At 66.3% G+C, this 21,335-nt stretch carries 20 protein-coding genes; 6 read left to right on the top strand and 14 right to left on the bottom strand.

Going from position 1 to position 21,335, the window contains the following annotated elements; translation table 11 throughout:
- Nucleotides 1–25: 25 nt before the first annotated feature.
- The 3 genes from IEY28_RS18575 to IEY28_RS18565 form a co-directional block, all read right to left on the bottom strand.
- Entirely contained in the window at nt 26–667 is a 642-nt protein-coding gene (locus IEY28_RS18575) for a hypothetical protein (RefSeq protein ID WP_189001464.1), read from the bottom strand.
- Nucleotides 668–755: 88 nt separating this feature from the next.
- Nucleotides 756–2,174 (bottom strand): dihydrolipoyl dehydrogenase, encoded by a 1,419-nt coding sequence (gene lpdA / locus IEY28_RS18570; protein ID WP_189001462.1) that lies wholly within the window; start codon nt 2,172–2,174, stop codon nt 756–758.
- A gap of 59 nt (nt 2,175–2,233) precedes the next feature.
- On the bottom strand, nt 2,234–2,629 hold the full coding sequence (locus IEY28_RS18565; protein ID WP_189001460.1) for a hypothetical protein: 396 nt from the start codon (nt 2,627–2,629) through the stop codon (nt 2,234–2,236).
- A gap of 146 nt (nt 2,630–2,775) precedes the next feature.
- On the opposite strand from IEY28_RS18565, the gene IEY28_RS18560 reads away from it, so the two are divergent.
- On the top strand, nt 2,776–3,105 hold the full coding sequence (locus tag IEY28_RS18560) for a carboxymuconolactone decarboxylase family protein (protein ID WP_189001459.1): 330 nt from the start codon (nt 2,776–2,778) through the stop codon (nt 3,103–3,105).
- On the opposite strand, the gene IEY28_RS18555 is transcribed toward IEY28_RS18560, so the two are convergent.
- The 8 genes from IEY28_RS18555 to IEY28_RS18520 form a co-directional block, all read right to left on the bottom strand.
- Complete coding sequence (locus IEY28_RS18555; protein WP_189001457.1) at nt 3,106–4,707, bottom strand: 2-oxo acid dehydrogenase subunit E2; 1,602 nt, start codon at nt 4,705–4,707, stop codon at nt 3,106–3,108.
- Between the two features lie 3 nt (nt 4,708–4,710).
- Complete coding sequence (locus IEY28_RS18550) at nt 4,711–5,694, bottom strand: alpha-ketoacid dehydrogenase subunit beta (protein ID WP_189001456.1); 984 nt, start codon at nt 5,692–5,694, stop codon at nt 4,711–4,713.
- Nucleotides 5,691–6,797 (bottom strand): pyruvate dehydrogenase (acetyl-transferring) E1 component subunit alpha, encoded by a 1,107-nt coding sequence (gene pdhA, locus IEY28_RS18545; RefSeq protein WP_189001976.1) that lies wholly within the window; start codon nt 6,795–6,797, stop codon nt 5,691–5,693. The genes IEY28_RS18550 and pdhA overlap by 4 nt, the downstream gene beginning before the upstream one ends.
- Before the next feature lie 131 nt (nt 6,798–6,928).
- The gene (locus IEY28_RS18540; RefSeq protein WP_189001454.1) at nt 6,929–7,699 is read right to left on the bottom strand and encodes a PHP domain-containing protein; all 771 of its coding nucleotides are present in this window, start codon (nt 7,697–7,699) and stop codon (nt 6,929–6,931) included.
- 3 nt (nt 7,700–7,702) lie between these two features.
- Nucleotides 7,703–8,452: a 2-phosphosulfolactate phosphatase gene (locus IEY28_RS18535; protein WP_189001452.1), complete on the bottom strand. Its 750-nt coding sequence runs from the start codon at nt 8,450–8,452 to the stop codon at nt 7,703–7,705.
- Between the two features lie 136 nt (nt 8,453–8,588).
- Complete coding sequence (locus tag IEY28_RS18530) at nt 8,589–9,398, bottom strand: energy-coupling factor transporter transmembrane component T family protein (protein ID WP_189001443.1); 810 nt, start codon at nt 9,396–9,398, stop codon at nt 8,589–8,591.
- Nucleotides 9,395–11,128, bottom strand: coding sequence for an ABC transporter ATP-binding protein (locus tag IEY28_RS18525; RefSeq protein WP_189001441.1), 1,734 nt, complete (start codon nt 11,126–11,128; stop codon nt 9,395–9,397). Before IEY28_RS18525 ends, IEY28_RS18530 begins: the two co-directional genes overlap by 4 nt.
- Before the next feature lie 6 nt (nt 11,129–11,134).
- Nucleotides 11,135–11,992, bottom strand: a complete 858-nt coding sequence (locus tag IEY28_RS18520) for a DUF8171 family membrane protein (RefSeq protein ID WP_189001439.1) — start codon at nt 11,990–11,992, stop codon at nt 11,135–11,137.
- A 244-nt stretch (nt 11,993–12,236) separates the two neighbouring features.
- Here IEY28_RS18520 and IEY28_RS18515 point away from each other — a divergent pair, with 244 nt between their 5' ends.
- From IEY28_RS18515 to IEY28_RS18505, 3 genes are all read left to right on the top strand, one after another.
- Nucleotides 12,237–13,358, top strand: a complete 1,122-nt coding sequence (locus IEY28_RS18515) for a sensor histidine kinase (protein ID WP_189001437.1) — start codon at nt 12,237–12,239, stop codon at nt 13,356–13,358.
- 33 nt (nt 13,359–13,391) lie between these two features.
- Entirely contained in the window at nt 13,392–14,024 is a 633-nt protein-coding gene (rdfA, locus tag IEY28_RS18510; RefSeq protein WP_189001435.1) for a rod-determining factor RdfA, read from the top strand.
- Nucleotides 14,025–14,231: 207 nt separating this feature from the next.
- Nucleotides 14,232–16,133: an archaea-specific SMC-related protein gene (locus tag IEY28_RS18505; RefSeq protein WP_189001433.1), complete on the top strand. Its 1,902-nt coding sequence runs from the start codon at nt 14,232–14,234 to the stop codon at nt 16,131–16,133.
- A 23-nt stretch (nt 16,134–16,156) separates the two neighbouring features.
- Here the strand turns inward: IEY28_RS18505 and lipA are convergent, their stop codons facing one another.
- Both lipA and IEY28_RS18495 read right to left on the bottom strand, forming a co-directional pair.
- Nucleotides 16,157–17,107 (bottom strand): lipoyl synthase, encoded by a 951-nt coding sequence (gene lipA, locus IEY28_RS18500; protein WP_268239457.1) that lies wholly within the window; start codon nt 17,105–17,107, stop codon nt 16,157–16,159.
- 53 nt (nt 17,108–17,160) lie between these two features.
- Nucleotides 17,161–17,307: a hypothetical protein gene (locus IEY28_RS18495; RefSeq protein WP_189001428.1), complete on the bottom strand. Its 147-nt coding sequence runs from the start codon at nt 17,305–17,307 to the stop codon at nt 17,161–17,163.
- 153 nt (nt 17,308–17,460) lie between these two features.
- On the opposite strand from IEY28_RS18495, the gene IEY28_RS18490 reads away from it, so the two are divergent.
- Nucleotides 17,461–19,830, top strand: coding sequence for a DEAD/DEAH box helicase (locus IEY28_RS18490; RefSeq protein ID WP_189001974.1), 2,370 nt, complete (start codon nt 17,461–17,463; stop codon nt 19,828–19,830).
- A gap of 198 nt (nt 19,831–20,028) precedes the next feature.
- A complete protein-coding gene (locus IEY28_RS18485) occupies nt 20,029–20,277 on the top strand; it encodes a DUF8028 family protein (RefSeq protein ID WP_189001426.1) in 249 nt (82 codons plus the stop codon).
- Nucleotides 20,278–20,413: 136 nt separating this feature from the next.
- Here the strand turns inward: IEY28_RS18485 and IEY28_RS18480 are convergent, their stop codons facing one another.
- Complete coding sequence (locus IEY28_RS18480) at nt 20,414–21,067, bottom strand: HAD family hydrolase (RefSeq protein ID WP_189001425.1); 654 nt, start codon at nt 21,065–21,067, stop codon at nt 20,414–20,416.
- Nucleotides 21,068–21,335 lie beyond the last annotated feature (268 nt).

The following is a 21,335-nucleotide window of genomic DNA, read 5'->3' as shown; positions in this document are numbered from 1 at the left end:
CCACCCTGAAAGGGAGTCGGATGGGTCAGACGTCGGTGCCGCGTTGCCGGATACGCTCTAGGGCGATGCGGACGGCGAAGTAGCTCCCGGCATAGAAGACGAGAACGCTGGCGACGAACCCGGCCAGCGAGACGGTGCCCACCGAGAGGCCGTAGCCGGAGGGGGCGTACGGGTTAGCGCCGGCCGTCGCGATGTAGGACGCGACGGTGCCCTCGCCACCCAGCCCTATCGCGAACAGACAGACGGTGAGTAGGATGGCGAGGCCGCCGGTCCCGAGACCGACGTATCGCGCGAAGTCCTCCACGTCGAGGACGGCGTGGGCCTGTGCTTCGGTGAGCGGTGCGAGGCGGACCCGGTAGGCCGCCGCGCCGACGAGCAAGGTGGCACCGAGGGCCTCCAGTAGCCCGCCGAACACGCCCAGCAGCACCACCTTCGGAGAGGCGATTTCCGGGTCGGCCGCCGGGAGGAACTGACCGACGCTCTCCGGAAAGAGGCCGTACATCGGGAGCAGTATCGCGAGCAGTCCGAGGAAGGCACTCTGGAGTGCGAGCGTTCGGGGGACGGTCTGTCTGAAGTAGGAGTGACGCTCGTACCGGACGCGTTCGTACGTCGTTCCGGAGAGCATCGTGTCGGTGATGTGGTCGTCTCGAAGTGGGTCGGAAGCCATGATTTTTGCCGGTTCTGCGTCTGGAGATATTTTCCGAAACGGCAATATAATCCTTTTGGACGGTGCCGGCCCCGATCCGAGACGCCCCTCAGCGCGTGTGGATGGCCTCGCCGCGGGCGGCTTTCGCGGCCTCGTGGACCGCCTCCGAGAGCGTCGGGTGGGTGTGGACGGTGCCGGCGACGTCTTCCAGACGGGCCCCCATCTCGATGCCGAGACCGACTTCGGCTATCAGTTCGGAGGCCTCCGGCCCGACGATTTGGGCGCCGAGCAGGAACTCCGTGTCGGCGTCGGCGACGACACGGACGAACCCCGCTTTCTCGTCGAGTGTGAGCGCCCGCCCGTTCGCTCGCAGGGGCATCTCGCCGACGACGGGGTCGAACCCGGCGTCGTCGGCCTCGGCCTCGGTCATGCCGACGGTGCCGATCTCGGGGTCGGTGAAGACGGCGGCGGGAATCGCCTGCTGGTCCAGCGCCGCGGGTTCGCCGGCGGCGACTTCGGCGGCCACCTCGCCCTCGGCCATCCCCTTGTGGGCCAGCATCGGTTCGCCGGCCACGTCGCCGACGGCGAAGATGTGCTCGACGTCGGTGCGGGCCTGATCGTCCGTCGCGAGGAAGCCGTCGTCGTTCGGTTCGAGGTCGATGGCGTCGAGTCCCAGCGTGTCGGTGACCGGCGTCCGGCCGACGGCGACGAGACAGCGGTCCGTGTTGTACTCCTCGACGTCGTCGTCGGCGTCGGTCGTGCGCACCCGGATGCCGTCGTCGAGTTCCTCCCAGTCGCGGGCGGCCTCGCCGAACGCGAAGTCGATGCCCAGCGATTCGGCACGTTCCCGGACGACATCGGCCACGTCCGACTCGTAGCCCGGGAGCACGTCGTCCAGCATCTCGACGACGGTGACGTCCGCGCCCAGTTTCGCGAACACCGTCGACAGTTCCATGCCGATGTAGCCCGCGCCGACCACGAGCAAGTCCTCGGGCACCGACTCCAGTGCGAGGGCGTCCCGCGAGGAGAGGATGCGGTCGCTGTCGAACTCGAAGCCCGGCACCTGGATGGGTCGGCTTCCGGTGGCGACGACGGCGTGTTCGAAGGCGATGGACTCCGAACCCTGTCCCTCGCCGCCGTGGGCGACCCGGACCGTCTCCTCGTCGACGAACTCGGCGGTGCCGGAGACGAGGTTGACGCCCGCGTTCTTACACAGCGACTCGACGCCCTTCGTCAGGCGCGTGACGACGCCGTCTTTCCACTCGGTCATCCCCGCCATGTCGACGGCGGGGTCGGCGAAGACGCCCATGTCCTCGGCGTGCTTGGCGTCGTGGGCCACGTCGGCCGCAGAGATGAGCGCCTTCGAGGGGATACAGCCGTGGTTGAGACAGGTCCCGCCGTAGGCGTCCTTCTCGACAAGCGTCGTATCCAGTCCCAGTTGTGCGCCCCGGATTGCGGCGACGTAGCCGCCCGGCCCGCCGCCGATGACCAACAGTTCCGTGCCCGTGGTGACGTCTCCTACGACCATAGCGACCACTCGACCGGCCGGGTGAAAAACTACGTGCCATCGCTATCGCGACGAACCCGCTACCCGGCCGACAGCACCCGACGACGACGGACGAGATAGTACCCGACGGCTGGGACGGAGACGACAAACGGGACAAACAGCATCGTCCCGGCGGCGTGGACGACACCGGCCAGCGCGTACAGCGGTGTCGGCCGCCAGTCGCAGTCGGTCCCGACGAGACGGCGGCTATCGAACCAGAGTGCGACGGCCAGTGCGAGACCGAAGAGAACGCCGGCCCACCCGGCGAGCGTCGTCAGCAGGAAGAAGGCGATCGCGGTGAGCGGGGTGACTGGATCCCCACCCATGCTCATCGCGAACCCGCGAAGTGAGAGCCGCGACAGGACGAGACACATCGGCGGTAGCGCGAACAACACGAGCAGTCCGTACCACGTCCATCTGTCTGTGTTGGAGGGCATCGTCCCGACAATCGGCGAAACAGGGGGTAGATCTTTCGCTCCCGCGGGCGCACGTCGGGCCCTCGGCGACGCCGAACGTTCGCCGACGACGTGTCCGGTGTTATAGAGGGCCAAGCTATGTTACACCGGCGACCCAACACCCCAGTATGGCAGACCAGATCAGCGAGACGGAGGACCTACCCGCGACGCCGGGCCAGTTCGCCAAGGAGAACCCGGCGGTCTGGGAGGCGTACAGCGACCTCGGCGAGGCCTGTTCGGACGCGGGGCCGCTGGACGACGAGACGAAGCGCCTCGTGAAACTCGCGCTCGCGGTCGGCGCACAGTCCGAAGGCGCGGTCCACTCACACGTCCGGCGCGGACTGGACGAGGGATTGACCGCCGCGGAACTCCAGCACGTCGCCGCGCTGTCGATTCCGACAATCGGGTTCCCGAAGGCGATGGCCGCCAGAAGCTGGATCGACGACCTGACGGAGTAGCTACTCCAGCAATAGGCGCGTCGGGTCCGCGAGGTACTCTTTCAGCGTGTTGACGAACCGGGCGGCGTCGGCGCCGTCGATGACCCGGTGGTCGATGGCCAGCGAGAGCGTGAGCGTCGGCTTCGCGACGACCTCACCATCCTCGGCCACGGGTCGTTCCTTCAGCGCCCCGACGCCGAGAATCGCCGTCTCCGGGACGTTGATCACCGGGTCGGCGTACTCGCCGCCGATGGTCCCGAAGTTCGTCACGGTGAAGGTCCCGCCCTGCATCTCCTCGCGGGCGATGTCGCGGCTTCGCGCCCGGTCGACGAGGTCGTTGACTTCCGTCGCGAGTTCCAGCAGGCCTTTCTCGTCGACGTCCTCGACGACGGGGACCACGAGGCCGTGGTCGGTCGCGGCCGCCACGCCGACGTTCCGGTCGGCCTTGTAGACGATCTCCTCGTTCTCCGCGTCGAGTTGGCTTGCGAGGATGGGATGGTCGTCCAGCGCGGCGGCGACGCACTTCAGCAGGAACGGCGTGTAGGTGAGGTGGACGCCGCGTTCCTCGGCGAGTGGCTGGAGTCGGTCGCGGGCCTCGACGAGGCCGGGGACGGCCACTTTGTCGTGGTGCGTCGCGTGGGGGACCTCCCGACGGGAGCGGGTCATCTGCTCGCCGATGGCCCGACGGACGCCGCGGTACGGTTCCCGGCGGTCGCCCTCGGCCGCTTCGACCGCCGTGGTCGACTCGGCCGCCTCGTCGGCGATCGACTGCATCTCCGAGACGACCGCCTCGGTCACCTCGCGAACGTCTTCGTCGGTGACTTCGGCGGCTTCGGCCTCGGCGAAGGAGCGGACGGCGGCCTCGTCGACGTACGGTTCACCGTCGCGGGTCTCGTCGGTCGGCACCGCGTCGATGTCGACGTCCAGTTCGCGGGCCAGTCGCCGGGTCGCCGGCGTCGCCAGCGTCCGCTCGCGCCGTTCGGCCATCGGTTCCGCGGCCGACACCTTCCTGACGGCCGATTTGACCGCTTGGGCCTCGTCGTCTGTGGGCGATTCGCCGTCGTCGCCGACCCGCGAGACGACGCTGGTGGGGCCGTCGTCCTCGTCGTCACTGATCTTCGAGACGACGCTGGTGGGGCCGTCGTCGTTCTCGGCCGCTTCGGCCGCGGCCTCGACGTCGGCCTCCGTGACCCGGCCGCCGGGACCGGACCCTTCGACGGCGGTGATGTCGACCCCTTCTTCGCGGGCGAGGCGGCGGACGCTCGGCGCGGCGAACACCCGGCCGTCGCCGGTCGTGACCGTCGGAGCGGCGTCGGTGGTCGTCTCGTCGGCACTCGCTTCTTCGCTCGCCGTCTCTGTGGCCCCGCTCTCGGCGGCCTCCCTCTCGCCGTCTTCCTCGATAGTGACGAGGAGTTCACCGGTCTGGACCACGTCGCCCGCCTCGGCGTGCAGTTCGCGGACGACGCCGTCGACGGGTGAGGGGACGTCGACGGCGGCCTTGTCCGTCTCCACCTCGGCCAGCACTTGGTCCTCGGTGACGGTGTCGCCGACGGCGACGTGCCACTCCAGCACTTCCCCCTCGGCGACGCCCTCGCCGAGGTCCGGGAGTTCGAACTCGAACATGCGCTAAAACTCCGCGGCCTCTCTGATACCGTCTTTGATGCGGGCAGGTTCGGGGAGGTAGTAGTCCTCCAGCGCATAGAGCGGGAAGGGCACGTCGAAGCCCGTGATTCGCGTGATGGGGGCCTCCTGATACAGGAGGGCCTCCTCCTGAATCGTGGCGATTATCTCTCCCGCGAGGCCGCCGGTCTTCGGGGCCTCGTGGACGACGGCCGCTCGGCCGGTCTTCGTGAACGACTCGACGATCGCGTCGGTGTCCATCGGTTTCAGCGTCCGTAAATCGACCACTTCGACGTCGATGCCCTCCTCGGCGAGGGCCTCGGCGGCCTCCATCGTCGGGCGGGTCATCGCGCCCCACGTGAACACGGAGACGTCCTCGCCCTCGCGGCGGACGTTCGCCTCGCCCAACTCGACGGTGTAGGCCTCGTCGGGCACCTCCTCGCGGAACGAGCGATAGATGAGTTTCGGTTCGAGGAAGACGACGGGGTCCGGGTCACGAATCGAGGCGGCGAGCAGGCCCTTCGTGTCTCGCGGCGTCGACGGGACGACCACCTTCAGACCCGGTTCGTGGGTGTAGAACGCCTCCTTGGACTCGGAGTGGTGTTCTGGCGCGCGGATGCCACCGCCGTAGGGCGCTCGTATCGTCATCGGGCAGGTGTAGCGGCCCCTGCTTCGGGTGCGCAGGCGGGCGGCGTGACTCACTATCTGGTCGAATGCGGGGTACATGAACCCGGAGAACTGCATCTCGGGGACTGGGCGCATCCCGTAGGCCGCCATCCCGACGGCGGTGCCGATGATGCCCGACTCCGCCAGTGGGGTGTCGACGACCCGGTCCTCGCCGAACTCCTCGTAGAGGCCCTGCGTCGCCCGGAAGACGCCGCCGTTCTTGCCGACGTCCTCGCCCATGACGAGGACGTCTTCGTCCCGTTCCATCTCGCCGTAGAGACCGTCTCTGACCGCCTGTACCAGCGTGAGACTCTGTGCGCTCATTCCAGTAGCACCTCGTCGCCGTGTCGCTCCCGCAACGCCTGCAGATAGTCGAGTTGCTGTTCGAGTCGCTTCGGTATCTCCGCGTACACGTTCGCGAACATCTCCTCGGGGTCGGGTCGTTCCGTCGACTCGGCGGCGTCGATGGCGTCGGCCACCTCCTCCTTGATGGACTCGTCGATGGCCGCGACCCGTTCGTCGTCCAGCAGGCCCCGGTCGCGGAGGAACGCCTCCATCCGCGGGATGGGGTCTTTCTGTTTCCAGCGTTCGACCTCCTCGTCGTCGCGGTACACCGAGGGGTCGTCGGCGGTGGTGTGGGCACCGAAACGGTACTGGACGGCCTCTATCATCGTGGGGCGGCGTTCGCCCTCGCCGGGGTCACGGGCCTTCGCGACGGCCTCGCTGGTCGCCTGATACACCGCCAGCGGGTCCATCCCGTCGACCTGCACGCCGTCGAAGCCGTAGGCGTTTGCCTTCTGAGCCAACGTCTCGCTGGCCGTCTGTCGCTCTCGCGGGACCGAGATGGCCCACTGGTTGTTGTTACAGAAAAACACCGCGGGCACGTCGAAGACGCCGGCGAAGTTCAGCCCCTCGTGGAAGTCCCCCTCGGAGGTGGCACCGTCACCGAAGTAGGTGAGGAACACCTTCTTCTCGTCCTTGAGCTTCGAGGCCCACGCCGCCCCCGTCGCGTGAGGTATCTGGGTGGCGATGGGGACGGCAAGCGAAAACACCTGCACGTCTTCGGGGGGTGCGTTCCCACGCTCGCTGCCCATCCAGTACAGCAGGTCCTCGGCGAGGGCCCAGCCCCGGACGTACAGCGCGAGGTGTTCGCGGTAACTGGGGAACGTCCAGTCGTCCCTGCCGAGCGCCATCGCGCTCCCGACCTGCGAGGCCTCCTGTCCGGACATCGGCGGGTAGGTCCCCATCCGACCCTGCCGCTGGAGACTCACCGCTCGCTGGTCGAAGTGCCGCCCCAGTTTGACGTTGCGGTACATCTCGACGAGCGTGTCGTCGGACAGGTCCGGCACCGTCGCACCGTCGACGACCTGCCCGTCCTCGTCGAGTACCTGTACTCTGTCCGTGGGGTCGCGCTGGAGGACACTCAGAGAGACCACCTACCCTGGTGTGACATGTGGTACATCTTGACTCGCGACGGGCTTAGCGTTTGTGTGGTGTTATATCCGGGCGAAAAACATTACCACAGGGTATTTCCCACGTGGGTCTGAAACGACCGCTCTCAGTCTACGAGCGTCGCTAGTTCGACCGGTTCCAGTCCCGCCTCGTCGACGACCGCACGCAAGGTCGGCACTCGCTCTCTGAGTTCGGTGGGGGTGTGACTGTCCGTGCCGAGGACGAACCCGACGTCCTTCTCGCGGAACACGTCGACGATGGCGGGGTCGGGGTGGACCCGGCCCAGCGAGCGATGGACGCGGCCGGCGTTGAGTTCGGGGACGGTCCGCGAGTCGGCCAGCGCCGACGCGACGCGTTCGTAGTCCCGTCGGGTCGTGTACCGACGGAGCGCGTCCATCCGCTCCGGCAAGTCGAGGTGGCCCAGCACGTCGAACAGGTCCGACTCCACGAGCGAGACGACGGCGTCGTAGTAGCGCTCGACGGCCGCCCGGCGGACGGCGCCGCCGGTCTCGGCGTACTGGCTGGCGCTGGTGTAGTCGTACGGCCCCGCGAAGTGGACGCTCCCGATGGTGTAGTCGAACTCGGCGTCGTCGAGAAACGCCGCCAGACGGTCCTCGTCGCCCTCGACGTAGCTCACTTCCGCGGCGTCGTACAGTCGCAGGTCGGTCTCTGCACGCGCCTCGTCGATGACCGCTCGTCGCTCCTCGTAGGTCTCGACGAGGTCGTACTGGTCGCGGCGACCGAACTCGTCCTCGGTCACGATGCAGTGGTCTGTGAGTCCGAGACCGTCGAGACCGACGGTCTCGGCGGCGGCGACCATCGCATCGAGTGCAGACCCGTCCGAGAACGTCGTGTGGGCGTGCCCGTCTGTGTCCATCGCTCACTCGGCCCCGTCGCCGACGTCGACCAACCGCTGGTCGACCAGTTTCGGGACGACGTCACGGCTGTCGAATTCAAGAGTGTACTCGTAGAGGTCGGTCCGCTTGACCTGTGGCTTGCGTTCGTACTTCGGCCCTTTCCCGAACGTGACCATCTCGCGGAAGACGGCCTGCTGTTCCGCCGTCGGCGGTCGCCCGTGGAGGTGCCGTGCGATGTACAGCGCCCCCGCGAGGTCCTCGGGCGAGGGCTTGCCGTTCGACCCTGCCCCGACGAAGTACGTCCGCTGGTCGCTCTGCTTGAGGTGTTCGGCCACGGCTTTGCCGTTGGTCAGACCACCGACGTAGACGTCGACGTCGTCGCCGCCCGCCAATCGGAGGTCGGTGACCGCGTTGCCGCCGTTAGTCGAGGTCATCGCCGTCGGTCGGCCCGCTACGTCCACGTCCTGGACGAAACTCGGGGAGTTAAAGAAGTCATAGCCCTCCTCGCCCTCGTAGTTCGGCCCGGAACTGCCGCCGATCTTCGCACGGGGATGTTCGGCCTTGAAATCTGGCTCGTTGCCCCGCTCCTCCGTGATGTAGATGTACTCCGCTCCGTTGGCGAACAGTTCCGGGACCGTCGTCGAGAACTGCGCGACGTCGACGACCACGTAGTTCCCGGGGTCGGGGTCGTCGGGAATCTGTGCCCGCGCCGGAATCATCGTCTCTAGCAGTTCCGCTGTGAGGTCGTCTTCGTCGTCGGTAACCAAGCGCATATGTGCCAGTTTTCCGCCTTATATATAAGGCAGACTAAGATTGATATAATACAGTGCGTACCTCTATATAGTCGGTTCCGGTCCAGCCGACCGGGCGTCGGCGTCGAATCGGGGTCGCCGGTCCGGGCCGTGGCCCTCACAGCGTGACGGCGATGACTGCGACGACGGCCAGCGACCCACCGAAGAACCCGACGTCGAGGGGGCGGACTCGCAAGTCCGCTAACTGTAAGTCCTTGCTCGCCTCGTCGTGCAGGGAGTGAGAGAACCCCCGCGTCTCCATGGCTTCGACGGTGACGCGACTGCGCTTTGCGACGTTGAATATCATCGGGTAGAACGCCCGCATCGAGATCCGTAGGATGTACGCGTAGTGCCGCCACCGGAAGCGACCGGGCGAGTCCGGCGCGGCGCTTCGCAACCGATAGGCGTTGACGAGGTCGTGATACTCCTCGAAGAGCACCGGCAACATCCGGTAACCGTAGGTGATGAGAAACGTGAACTGTCGGGGGATACCGAGGCTCCGAAGCCCCTGTGCGAGCGTCTTCGGACCCATGCTGGAGAACACGGCCAGACTCGACACCGAGATGATGGTCAACTTCAGCGTAAACGGTATCAACGCCCGAATCGCGGCCATCGGATCGCCCGTGAAGGCGGTCACGACGGCGTACGACGCTAGCGTCGAGGCTACCGTAAACGCCATCAGCGCGACCAGAAAGAGGCTCACCCGGGACACGTACGCGAGCAGCGAGACGAACGCCAGCAACCCTAACAGGACGCCCGTGTCGTAGAACAGCCACGGGACGAACAGGAAGACGAAGTACCACAGCAACAGTACCCGAGGGTCGAGGCGGTGCAGGAACGACCCCTCGTTCTCGTAGGCCGTCTTCAGCAGGTCGTTCTTGATGGCGTCGACGGACGCCGCGTCCCGGAGTCCATCGAGGTACGTCATCGCTCGGCCTCCACGGGGGCGTCGCTAGCGAGGCGACTCGCCAACCCATCGACGGTCAGCGGTGCGGACGACAGTCCGAGTCGCTCGCTCAGTCGGACGACCTGTGGTGGTCGCAGATTCGCCCGCTCTAGGGTCTCGGTGTCCGAGAAGACGGCGTCCGGCGGACCGTCGGCGATGACACGACCGCCGTCGAGGACGACGATGCGCGTCGCCCACGCCGCCGCCAGTTCGAGATCGTGGGTCGCGATGACGACCGTCTCGACGCGCTGTCCGGCGCGGTCGATGGTCCGCCCGACCTCCTCCCGACTCGCCAAGTCGAGGCTCCCCGTCGGTTCGTCGAGCAGGACGATCGATGGGTCGGTCGCCAGTCCGATGGCGAGCGAGGCGCGTCGCTGCTGGCCGACACTCAGCAGGCGACCGTCTCGGTGCTGTAGGTCGCCGAGGTTCAGGTACTCGATGACGTCGTCGACCCGCTCTTCGACGTCTGGGTACCCGCGGTCCCGGAGGTAGTGGGCGACGTCGGCGCGCACCTCGTCTTCGATGAACATCTCCTCGGGGTTCTGGTGGACGTACACCACGTCGTCGGCGAGCGTCTCAGGGAGTGTGGACCCGGCGTCGACGCCGTCGACCGTCACGTGCCCCTCGTCGGCGCTCTCGATCCCGGTGACGAGTCGCAGCAGCGTCGACTTCCCGGCACCGTTGCTCCCGACCAGCACGACACGTTCGTCCGGGTAGAGGTCGAGCGAGAGGCCGTCGAGCGCTTGTCGGCTCCCGTCTCGGAGCGTCTCGTAGCTATGAGAGACGTCGTCTATCTCGATGACCGGGGACTGCCCGTCGGCGGTTGCCGGAGACGCCTCGATAGCGCCGTCGGTACGCACGCCGCCCGCGGCCGCTCGGTCTGTGAACTGTGTCACGCCGTCGGCGACGGTCACCGGCAGTCGCCGCCCGTCGTCGTACACCTGCTCTGCGACGCGGGTCACTTGCGGCGGATGGACGTCCTGTGCCCGGAGGTCGTCGAGCCTGTTCAGTGCCTCTTCGACGGGGCGCTTCCAACTGACCGCCCCGTCTTCCACCAGCACGACGCTCTCGCAGTACTCCGCGATGAACTCGGTGTGGTGTTCGATAGTGACCACCGTCTTCCCGTGGTCGGCGTTGAGTTCGGTGAGGTGCTCGTACGTCGCCCGGGCGTTGACGGGGTCTAACTGGGCCGCCGGCTCGTCGACGACGAGGATTTCGGGGTCGAGCGACAGCGCCGCTGCGAGAGCGACGAGGTGTTTCTGCCCACCTGACAGTTCCCAGATGAACCGGTCTTCGAGGCCGTCGAGGTCCAGCAAGTCGAGCGTCTGATGGACGCGCTCGCGGTAGTCCTCGTGACCGTAGTTCAGCGGCGCGAACGCGACTTCCTCGAACACGGTGGGGTTGACCAGTTGGTTGTCGAACTCCTGGAACACGTAGCCGACGTGCTGTGAGAGTTCGGCGACCGAACTCGTCGCGGTGTCCAGTCCGGCGACGGTGACTGATCCCTCGAAGGTCCCCTCGTAGAAGTGGGGGATGATGCCGTTGAACGACTTACAGAGCGTCGTCTTCCCGGAGCCGTTCCCGCCGACGACGGCCACGAACTCGCCCGGCGCTATCGACACGTCGGCCCCGTCGAGGACGTTCGTGTCTGTCCCGGGGTATCGAAACGAGAGGTCGTCGACGACGATATCGGCGTCGTGAGTCGAATCCATCGGTGTTCAGGAGGTCTGTCGGGTCGCTCGGTACCAGACGACGACGGCGACGATGGCGGCGACCACGATGGGCACCGCGATGAAGCTCTGGCCGTACATCTCGAGGAACTCGGGTTCCCAGACGACGTTGATGGCGCCCCCGACCTCGCTTGCCGCTTCGGCGACGAACGCCAGCGGGAAGGCGAGCAGAATCGCGAGGAACGCCTTGAGCGAGAAGCCGCCCCACATGGAGGCGCCGCGCTCGCCCTGATAGGGCTCCATGCCCAGCAGCGGTTCGACCTTGCCGTGGAGCTTCGGATAGAGGTACAGCGCGGGAATCACGCCGAAGACGATACCGGTGATGACCATCTGGGTGACGAGGTCGACGGCCTCTAAGACGAAGATGCTCTCGGGGAGACCCGGGACGGCCTCCAGTTCCTCGACGCCGACGTACACTTTCCCGATGTCGATGAACATCGCGAAGAACTCTTCCAGCCCTTCCGCGATGAACACGACGAGCGCGAGTTGAGTGGTGTTCTCCGGGTCCTGCAGGAGTTTCGCAGCGAAGTAGTAACAGACCGGAATCAGGAGGAGTCCCTCCATCGCGCCCAGTCCGTCGAACTCACCCAGCAGGATTTCGCCGAACACGATTTCGCCCACCGGAACGGCCAGCGCCGCCCAGTAGGTCCGGAAGAGAAGGACCAGCACGATGGGGATGAAGACGAACTCACCCACGCCTAGTTCCAGCGGTCCCAGCGTGAACTCCGGGAGTATCTCCGTCACGGCGTTTTGCAACCCCGTGAGGGACATGACGAGGATGAACACCATCATGTCCTGTTTGTCGAACGCGAACCACCCCTCTGATGTAGTCGACGTTGTGCTCATGCTACAGCCGAACCGATACCGAGCCCCTATTTGAGCGCTTATAATAGTTCTATGACGGCCAATACTACGAGACGAGTGCTTGGTACAACTATATGCGTGTATGTACGAACAATTCCTCTCCGTATCCGACGTTCGCCCCTCGGAACCGCCTGAACGGTCGGTACGGGCCGACCTATATAACACAATTTCTTCGATAGAGTGTTCATAGTCACCCTTAGATGGGCCCTTCGACGACGATACGACGATGCGCCCGCTCAGGTTCCGGAGTGACTGGCGGACACTCGCTTTCACGTACTGGCCCGCTGGCGCAGTTCTCGGGGGCTCGTTGCTGTACGTGCTCGTCCAACTGCTCGTCTGGCCCGGGGATACGACCTACGCCATCCCGGACATCGTCGGCGAAGGCACGGTCGTCCTCGCGCTCCTCGCGGCCGTCTTCGTCGTCCAGCGCGTGCCAGTGCGCCGACTGTACCGTCCGCTGATGGGTGGTCTCACCGTCTTCTATCTGTTCGCGCTGACGGACTTCTTAGACGAGTTCGTCCAACTCCCCGCCGTCTTCGCGCTCTTGTTCGAGAACGGCGCGGAGGCGGTCGGAACCGTCCTGCTGGTCGTCGGCATCTATCGCTGGACGGCCGCCCGACAGGAACGAGAACACGAACTCCAGTCCCGAAGTGACCAGCTAGAGGTGCTGAACCGTCTCCTCAGGAACGACATCCGGAACGACACGATGGTCATCCGGGGCTGGGCGTCGGTGCTACAACGCGAGACGGGACCGGACGCCGACGAGCGTCTCGGTCGAATCGTCTCCGTGGCGAACGGCATCATCGATCTGACCGAAACCACCGAGGAGTTCACCGACGTGCTGACGACGGCCGAGACGGTCGACCTCGAACGGCGCTCGCTGGCACCGACTATCGAGGGCGAAGTAGAGAAACTGCGGGCCCGCTACGAGGATGCACGCGTAGACGTCGACGGGACCCTCCCGCAGGTCGACGTCGTCGCACACAGTATGCTTCCCGCCGTCTTCAGGAACCTGCTCACCAACGCCGTCGAACACAACGACGCTCCGACGCCGACGGTTCGAATCAGTGCGGAACGCGTCGACGACACCGTTCGGGTCCACGTCGCGGACAACGGCCCCGGGATTCCGGACGAGCGGAAAGATGCCATCTTCACCAGAGCCGAACCCGCACACGGCGGGTCCGGGTTCGGTCTCTACCTCGTCAAGACCCTCGTCGCGGAGTTCGGTGGCGACGTTCGAGTCGCCGACGCCGACACCGGCGGTGCCGTGTTCACCGTCGTGTTGCGGGTCGCCAGCAGCGGCCGGCTTCCCGACATCGACCAGATGGACGTCCGCTCCCCTCGCTAAACGGTTTTGTGTGCGCTCTCCCTACGGCCAGCCGTGACCGACACCGACGGGACGACCGGGTCGAAACGGGGGCCGGAGAACAAGGTCAGTAGACTCATCGACCAGTACGACCTGACCGGGATAGGGGCGGAACTCGAACGCCGCTGGACTGCCGAGGGTGACGCGAGGGCGAGTCTCCGGGAACTGGCGACCGAGTTCAACCACCGACTCGTCGAGGCCGCACTCGCCGCAGAGAACGAGAGCCTGTTGGACGGCGAAGCGGCGAACCTGTACCGTCTGCTCACCGACGAGGACACCTCTACCGGAGCGCGCACCAAAGCCCGCCACCGGCTTCGCCGGAGCGGGCTCGACGTCGAGGGCCTCCGCGCGGACTTCGTCTCCCACCGCGCGGTTCACACCTATCTCACGACCTGTCGGGAGGTGACGCCGCCGTCGGACCGCGACGACGACGCGGACCCGACCGCCCGCCGAAAGCGAACGCTCGACCGCCTCACGAGTCGGGTCGAACGGGTCACTGCGGGAACCCTCAGCGACCTCTCGGCGGCCGGCGAACTGACCGTCGACGACGTCGACGTGTACGTCGACGTGCAGGTACACTGTCCGACGTGTGGCGCCCAGTACGGACTCCACGACCTCCTCTCGCGCGGCGGGTGTGACTGTCAGTAAACCGTGGACCGACGACTCGTCGGTCGGAGTACAACCCGTAACAGCTGTACGGCTGTAACGGGTTTGTCGGAGCGTGAACCGGCCGTCGAACGCCGTCTCACTCGCCGGTTCGCCGCGGCTCTCGAAAACCCGTAACGCGAGTACGGCTGTAACGAGTTTCGATACCGGATGGCAACGGCTTTCATCGGTTCACGCTTGGACCGACACATGGCCCCGTCCACTGAGATGGCAGCACTGCACGTCGAGAACGTCGGCGGCATCGAGTCGACCGACGTCTCGCTGGCCCCCGGCGTCTCGGTTCTCACGGGACGGAACGCGACCAATCGGACGTCGCTCCTCCAGGGGTTGATGGCCGCACTGGGGAGCGAAGCGCCGTCGCTGAAGAGCGACACGGCCACGGGGTCGGTCGAACTGGCTCTCGACGGCGAGACCTACACGCGCACGCTCACCCGCGAGAGCGGGACGGTCACGTTCGACGGGTCGCCGTATCTCGACGAGGACGTGACCGTCGCGGACCTCTTTGCGTTCTTGCTGGAGTCGAACGAGGCGCGGCAGGCCGTCGCCGACGATGCGGACCTCCGTGAACTCCTCATGCGTCCGGTCGACACCGACTCCATACAGCGCGACATCGCGTCCCTGCGCTCGGAACGCCGGGAGATAGTCCAGCGACTCGACGACCTCTCGACGCTGGAGGCGGACCTGCCGGACCTGCAGGCACGTCGAGACGAACTCGATGCGGAGATAGACTCCGTCGAGTCCGAACTGGAGGCGGCGCGCCAAGCACTCGAACAGGCCACCGAGACGGCGACGACAGACGGCGAACTGACCGACCGACTGGAGGCGCTTCAGGAGCGAACGTCGGAACTCGACGAGGTCCGCTTCGAACTCGAAGCGGAGCGTGACAGCCTCGACGCCGTCCGAGCGGAGTGTGCGGACCTCGACCGCTCGCTGTCGACGTTTCCGGAGGCCCCGGACGAGGAACTGGCCGAGGTGGCGTCGGAACTGGCCGACTGCCGCGAGCGGAAACAGCGACTCGACTCCGAGATCACCGAGTTACAACAGACGATACAGTTCAACGAACGGATGCTCGACGGTGGTGACCTCTCGGTCGCCCAGACGTCGACTGCGGACCGGACCGAGGCCGACGGGGTCGTCTGCTGGACCTGCGGGTCGGCCGTCGACCCGGCCGACGTCGAACGGACGGTCGAACAGCTCCGAACGCTCCAGTCGGAACGCCGCGAGGAGCGAGCCACGGTTCAGGAGCGAATCGACGCCTTGCTCGACCGACAGGCCGAACTCGAGGAGAGCAAACGCCAGCGCGAGGAACTCCGCCAGCGACACGACGACCTGCTGGCCGAACGTGCGGAACGCGCCCGTCGCGTCGAGACACTCGAACAGCGCCGTGCGGACCTCCAGTCCGCCGTGGAGGACGCCCGAGACGCGGTCGGAAGCCGCGAGTCCCCGGACCAGTCGGACACGCTCGACCGTCACCGCGCCGTCAATCGCGCCGAGTTCGAACTCGAACAGCTCCGGGCCGACCGGTCGGCCGTCGTCGAGGAGATCGACGACCTGCAGCGCGAACTCGACCAGCGAGCGGACCTCCTCGCTCGACGGGAGGACATCGACGCGGAGATAGAGTCGCTCCGAGGCCGTATCGAACGCCTCGAACGGACCGCGGTCGCAGAGTTCAACGACCACATGAGTCAGGTGCTCGACATCCTCGATTACACCCGACTCGCCCGAATCTGGATAGAGCGTCAACCCGAGTCGGCCGACTCGACGGGAACGGCGCTCTCCGAGAGCCGATTCGTCCTCCACATCGTTCGCCGGACCGACGACGGGACGACCTACGAGGACGTCATCGACCACCTGAGCGAGTCCGAGCGTGAGGTCACGGGCCTCGTGTTCGCGCTCGCGGGCTACCTCGTCCACGAGGTCTACGAGACGGTCCCGTTCATGTTACTCGACTCGCTGGAAGCCATCGACTCGGAACGGATCAGCAAACTGGTCGGTTACGTCAGGCCCTACACCGACTTCCTCGTCGTCGCGCTCCTCCCCGAGGACGCGCGGGCGCTCCCGGACTCGTATCACCGAATCCGGAACGTCTGAACGGACGGGCGAGGACCCGCGCTTTACGCGCTCCGCGCTCGCTCGCGGGCGTCGGCCACGTCCTCGCCGCGCCGAACCGCCTCGACGAACAGTTCACCGGCGCGGTACGACGACCGAACCATCGGCCCCGAGGCGCAGTAGAGAAAGCCGAGTTCCTCCTCGGCGACCTGCCGCCACGTCTCGAAGGCGTCGGGGTGGACGTACTCCGAAACTTCGAGATGCGAGCGGGAGGGCTGGAGGTACTGGCCGAGTGTCACTACGTCGACACCGATCTGCCGGAGGTCCGAGAGCGTCTGGTACACCTCGTGTGCGTACTCGCCGACGCCGAGCATCAGACTCGTCTTGGTGTAGAGATCGCTCTCGCGGTCGGCCTGTCGCAAGACCGAGAGCGACTGCTCGTAGCCCGCCCGACGGTCCCGGACCGGCCACTGGAGGCGGTCGACCGTCTCGACGTTGTGCGCCAGCACGTCCGGTTCGGCGTCGATAATCTGCCGGACGAGTCGCTCCTCGCCGCGGAAGTCCGGAATCAGGCACTCGACGAGGATGTCCGAGTCCCGCCGCTTTATCTCCCGGATCGTCTCGGCGAAGTGGCCCGCGCCCTGATCGGACAGGTCGTCGCGGTCGACGCTCGTCAGGACGACGTAGTCCAGTCCGATGTCGGCGACGGCCTCGGCCACCCGCTCGGGTTCGTCGGGGTCGAGCGGGTCCATCCCGCCGGTCTCGACGTCACAGAAGTTACAGCCCCGCGAACAGCGGTCGCCCATCAGCATGAACGTCGCCGTCCCCGGTCCGTTCCGGCCGCTCCAGCACTCCCCGAGGTTCGGACAGTTGGCCTCCTCACAGACCGTGTTGAGGTTCCGGTCGCGGAGGCTCTGTTTGATGTCGGTGAACCGCTCGCCCGACGGTGGCCGCATCTTCAGCCAGTCGGGCTTGCGCGCACGACTCATTGCCCGACGCTTGGTGCGTGCGCGCAAAAGAGATTGGGTTCCGGGACGTCCGTCGTCACTGCTCCAGACTCGTCAGGTCTTCACTGCTGCACTCCGGGCACTGGAACCAGTACGACCCGGGGTCGGCGTCGGACTGGCACCGAGACGGGGTCGACGGCGAGGATGCGGCGGACCGCCTCGCTCCCCAGCACTTCGAAAATCGTCTCCGGCTCCCAGTCCCTGCTCACAGCCACGTTCATCGATGCCAGCTACATACATTCGCGGTCGCCGTCGGCCGACAACCACCGGGAGTGAGCCACAGCGGGGCCGCCATAGAAACGCCTTTGAGGTCCCGGACCCGCCTGTCTGACGTGTCACGCCGAGCCGAGAGTGAGCCGACGGTGGCGGTCGAGGAGGTGGTGCCCGACTTCGCCGACGCGTTCCCCTTCGAGCGGTTCAACGAGATGCAGTCGGCGGCGTTGCCCGCCCTGCTGAACCGCGAGGACAACGTCGTCGTCAGCGCGCCGACCGCCAGCGGGAAGACGGCGCTCGCGGAGCTGGCCATCTGCAAGACGCTGGCCGAGGGCGGGACGGCCCTCTTTCTGGCCCCGCTCCGCGCGCTCACAAACGAGAAAGAAAGCGAGTGGGAGCGCTTCGAGGAGATGGGTTACTCGGTGTACGTCGTCACCGGCGAACGGGACCTCTCCCCCCGCCGGGCCGAACGCGCCGACGTCCTCGTGATGACCCCCGAGAAGGCCGACTCCGCCACTCGAAAGCACGATACGGCCCGCTACTCCTTTATCACGGACGTGGACTGTTGCGTCATCGACGAGGTCCACCTGCTGGACTCCGAGCGGCGCGGCGCGGTGCTAGAAGTCACCGTCTCGCGGCTTCGACGCCTCTGTGGCCCGCGCGTGGTCGCGCTGTCGGCGACGATGCCCAACATCGAGGACGTGGCCGACTGGCTGGACGCCCCCGAGGAGACCACCTTCGCCTTCGGCGACGACTACCGGCCGGTGCCGTTGAACGCCGACGTCAAGACCTACTCCCACGGCGAGAACGCCTTCGCCGATAAGTACCGGCGGCTCTACCGGGCGCTGGACCTCGCGGAACCGCACATCCGCGACGAGGGGCAGGCGCTCGTCTTCGTCTCCTCGCGACAGGACACCGTGCAGGCCGCGAAGAAGGCCCGCGACGAACTCACCGAGCGAGACATCCCGATGGGCGCCCGCGGGGACTACGACTTCCACACCGACGCCGCCGATCTGCAGAACGACACGCTCCGCCAGTCCGTGCTGGACGGCGTCGGCTTCCACCACGCCGGCCTCGCCCGCGAGGACAAGAACCGCGTCGAACAGTGGTTCAAGGAGGGGAAGATTCAGCTCCTCTTCTCGACGTCGACGCTGGCGTGGGGCGTGAACCTCCCCGCCCGGTGTGTCGTCATCCGCGATACGAAACTGCACGACCCGCTGGAGGGCGAGGTGGACATGAGTCCGCTGGACGTCCTCCAGATGCTCGGCCGGGCCGGACGGCCGGGCTACGACGACATGGGGTACGCGTGGGTCGTCTGTGACCGCTCGGACGCCGACAAGTACCGCCGTCTCCTCCGGGACGGCAAGGAGATAGAGTCGCGACTCGCCGCGGAACTGGACGCCCACCTCAACGCCGAAATCGCGCTGGGGACGATCCGGGACGTCGACGACGTGATGGACTGGCTAGGGACCACATTCTATTATGCCCGCGCACAGTCGGCCCCCGACGCGTACGACGCGGGCAGCGACCTCCGCGAACGGGTGAGCAACACCCTCTCGGAACTGGTCGCCGACGGCTTCGTCGAACAGGACGGCCTCCGCGTCGAGTCCACTCGACTCGGCCAACTCGCCTCGAAGTTCTACCTTCGACTGGACACCGCCCGCCGCTTTGCCGACCTCGCAGAACGTTGTGCGGCGGCCGCCGAGAGCGGTGACGTGGACGCTATCGACGCCGACGACCTGCTGACGACGCTGGCCGGTGCGACGGAGTTCGACAGCGTCAGCGCCCGGTCGGACGAACAGGACGCGGTCCACGCTGTCATCGGCGACGGCGTCCCCGACCACCTCGATGCGGGCCAGCGGAAGGTGCTCGCCATCCTCCGGTCGGGGATGACCGGGACGACGCCGACGGAACTCAAGAGCGACGCGTGGGTCATCCGACAGAACGCGCTCCGACTGCTCGCCGCCCTGCGGGAGTTTCTCGACAATCTCGCGCCGGGCCGCTACGCCAATCTCGCCTGCCGCGTCGAAGCCCGCGTCGAACACGGCATCAGCGCCGACGCGGTAGGCCTGACCGCCATCGACGGCGTCGGGTCCGGGCGGGCGAAGAAACTCGCCGCCGCCGGCCTCTCGACGCCCGCCGACGTGGTCCGAGAGGGCGTCTCGGCACTCGTCTCGGCCGGTCTCTCGGAGGGCGTCGCCGAACAGGTGGTCTCGAACGCACGGGACCTGCCGGTGGTCGTCGTCGACTGGGGCGAGTTCCCCGAATCCGTCGCGCCCGGTGACCACGAGATGTGCGAGGTGACCGTGGCGAACAACGCCGGCGGCACTCGCGCGGGCCTGCGCGTGACGGTCAACGGTCGCGAGATGACCGCGAAACCGGCGTACCTCGGCCAGACGAACCTGCCCGTCGCCGTCTTCGGGGCCGACGCCGACGAACTGGCGTACACCGTCGAAGTGTCGTATCCCAACCTGCCACTCCCGCCGGTGACGTCCTCGCGAACGGTCGACGTCCGCTGACTACCGGCGGCACGAAGAAACGACTGCATAACCGATAATAAAACTTCTAAAGCTCTCTCAAATCGTCGTATCTGCCCGCAAAAACGACGGTAAAACCGGATAAAATCGGACAGGTTCCGTGTAACCTCGCGAACTGTCCGTAAGCGTCTGGCGTTTATATGGGGGTACGGGTCGTTCCATAGGACGAGGAGGAATCAGATGTCCAGTGTCTCGCCCTTCCGGTCCCCGTCCGAAGCGCTCCCAGACAGGAGTGTCGACTTTCGAACGCTCGCTTTCCGACCCATCCAGTTCCTCGGGTTCTGGACCGCGGTTCTGGCACCGCTTGCGTACCCGACAGTTCTGTTGAGCGGCCTCGACGGACAGTCGCTCCTGTTCCTCCTCGCAGGCGTGTTCCTCGCGAACGTCCTCGGCCTCGTCCTCGGTCGGGACTATCGTGCGGACGCCTGAGACACTCCCCACACGCACCGCTGTGGCCACCGGTCCCCGTTTTCCTCTCACCGACTCATACTGGTGGCTGTAACAAACTGCAGTACTTCGCCACCCCGGGGTGGCGAATATCTGTACGAACTTACAGCCACCAGTATCACTCGCCGAGCCACAGCGCCCGCAGGTCGTCGGCGTCGTCGGCCAGATGGTTGACCATCGAGAGGTCCGTCTCGTCGCCGTCGCCGCGGAAGCCGACGGTGGTCATGCCCGCGCGCACGGCCGCCCGTGCGCCGGCGGTGGAGTCCTCGACGGCCCAGCACGCCGCCGGGTCGACGCCCAACTCGGACGCGCCGCGCTCGTAGATGTCGGGTTCGGGTTTGCCCGGGCCGTCGACGTCCTGTGCGCTGACCGCCGCGTCGAAGTGGGCGAGTAGGTCGAACCGCTCGTCGATGACATCTATCCAGTCCCACGGGGCCGAGGTGGTGAGCGCGAGCGGTACCCCGGCCGCACTGAGGTCGGCCAGCAGGTCGTGCGCGCCCGACAGCAGCGTCGCGTGGTCACGGTAGATGCGCTCGCCGGCTTCCTCGAACAGGCGCTCGTACTCCTCGCGGGAGACGTCGACGTCGTACTCGGCGGCGATGTCCGGGTACACCTCGGTGTAGTCGCGGCCGGTGATGGCCGACAGCGGGATGTCGTCGTCGGGCGCGACGGTCGGGAGGATGTGGTCGCGCTGGACGCTCACCCAGTGGTCTTCGGACTGGACGAGGACGCCGTCCATGTCGAAGCAGATGGCGGTCGGTGCGTCGCTCATTGTCCGTCCTCAATCGCCCGAGGGTTTTGCGTGTTGTGGGCGAGGGTTTAGATACCGGGAGGGGGCCATCCCCGTCCATGCACGACGGAACGCGCGGACGAGGACAATTGATATATACTCAACCCACTCTAAATGAGATGACACTCTCATAAAACATTTTGAAAATACGAACCCGATATTATAATTAAACACTCGCTGATTATCGGCAGCTGGATAGACGTAGCGTTCTGAAAACAAGCGGCTTGGCCGTTGCTGGAATCCTTGGTGC

The sequence above is a fragment of the Haloarcula pellucida genome (genome assembly GCF_014647235.1).
Taxonomy (GTDB): domain Archaea; phylum Halobacteriota; class Halobacteria; order Halobacteriales; family Haloarculaceae; genus Haloarcula; species Haloarcula pellucida.
Note: the sequence above shows the minus strand (reverse complement) of the source record. Positions and strands in the feature narration are given on the sequence as shown.

What these genes read in the sequence shown, in the direction of transcription:
- IEY28_RS18535 (WP_189001452.1), bottom strand. Translation starts at nt 8,452, where the DNA reads ATGCGCTTGGTTACCGACGACGAAGACGACCTCACAGCGGAACTGCTA.
- IEY28_RS18525 (WP_189001441.1), bottom strand. Translation starts at nt 11,128, where the DNA reads ATGGATTCGACTCACGACGCCGATATCGTCGTCGACGACCTCTCGTTT.
- IEY28_RS18505 (WP_189001433.1), top strand. Translation starts at nt 14,232, where the DNA reads ATGGCCCCGTCCACTGAGATGGCAGCACTGCACGTCGAGAACGTCGGC.
- IEY28_RS18530 (WP_189001443.1), bottom strand. Translation starts at nt 9,398, where the DNA reads ATGACGTACCTCGATGGACTCCGGGACGCGGCGTCCGTCGACGCCATC.
- IEY28_RS18520 (WP_189001439.1), bottom strand. Translation starts at nt 11,992, where the DNA reads ATGAGCACAACGTCGACTACATCAGAGGGGTGGTTCGCGTTCGACAAA.
- IEY28_RS18550 (WP_189001456.1), bottom strand. Translation starts at nt 5,694, where the DNA reads ATGAGCGCACAGAGTCTCACGCTGGTACAGGCGGTCAGAGACGGTCTC.
- IEY28_RS18485 (WP_189001426.1), top strand. Translation starts at nt 20,029, where the DNA reads ATGTCCAGTGTCTCGCCCTTCCGGTCCCCGTCCGAAGCGCTCCCAGAC.
- IEY28_RS18480 (WP_189001425.1), bottom strand. Translation starts at nt 21,067, where the DNA reads ATGAGCGACGCACCGACCGCCATCTGCTTCGACATGGACGGCGTCCTC.
- IEY28_RS18555 (WP_189001457.1), bottom strand. Translation starts at nt 4,707, where the DNA reads ATGTTCGAGTTCGAACTCCCGGACCTCGGCGAGGGCGTCGCCGAGGGG.
- IEY28_RS18565 (WP_189001460.1), bottom strand. Translation starts at nt 2,629, where the DNA reads ATGCCCTCCAACACAGACAGATGGACGTGGTACGGACTGCTCGTGTTG.
- IEY28_RS18560 (WP_189001459.1), top strand. Translation starts at nt 2,776, where the DNA reads ATGGCAGACCAGATCAGCGAGACGGAGGACCTACCCGCGACGCCGGGC.
- IEY28_RS18540 (WP_189001454.1), bottom strand. Translation starts at nt 7,699, where the DNA reads ATGGACACAGACGGGCACGCCCACACGACGTTCTCGGACGGGTCTGCA.
- lpdA (WP_189001462.1), bottom strand. Translation starts at nt 2,174, where the DNA reads ATGGTCGTAGGAGACGTCACCACGGGCACGGAACTGTTGGTCATCGGC.
- IEY28_RS18575 (WP_189001464.1), bottom strand. Translation starts at nt 667, where the DNA reads ATGGCTTCCGACCCACTTCGAGACGACCACATCACCGACACGATGCTC.
- IEY28_RS18515 (WP_189001437.1), top strand. Translation starts at nt 12,237, where the DNA reads ATGCGCCCGCTCAGGTTCCGGAGTGACTGGCGGACACTCGCTTTCACG.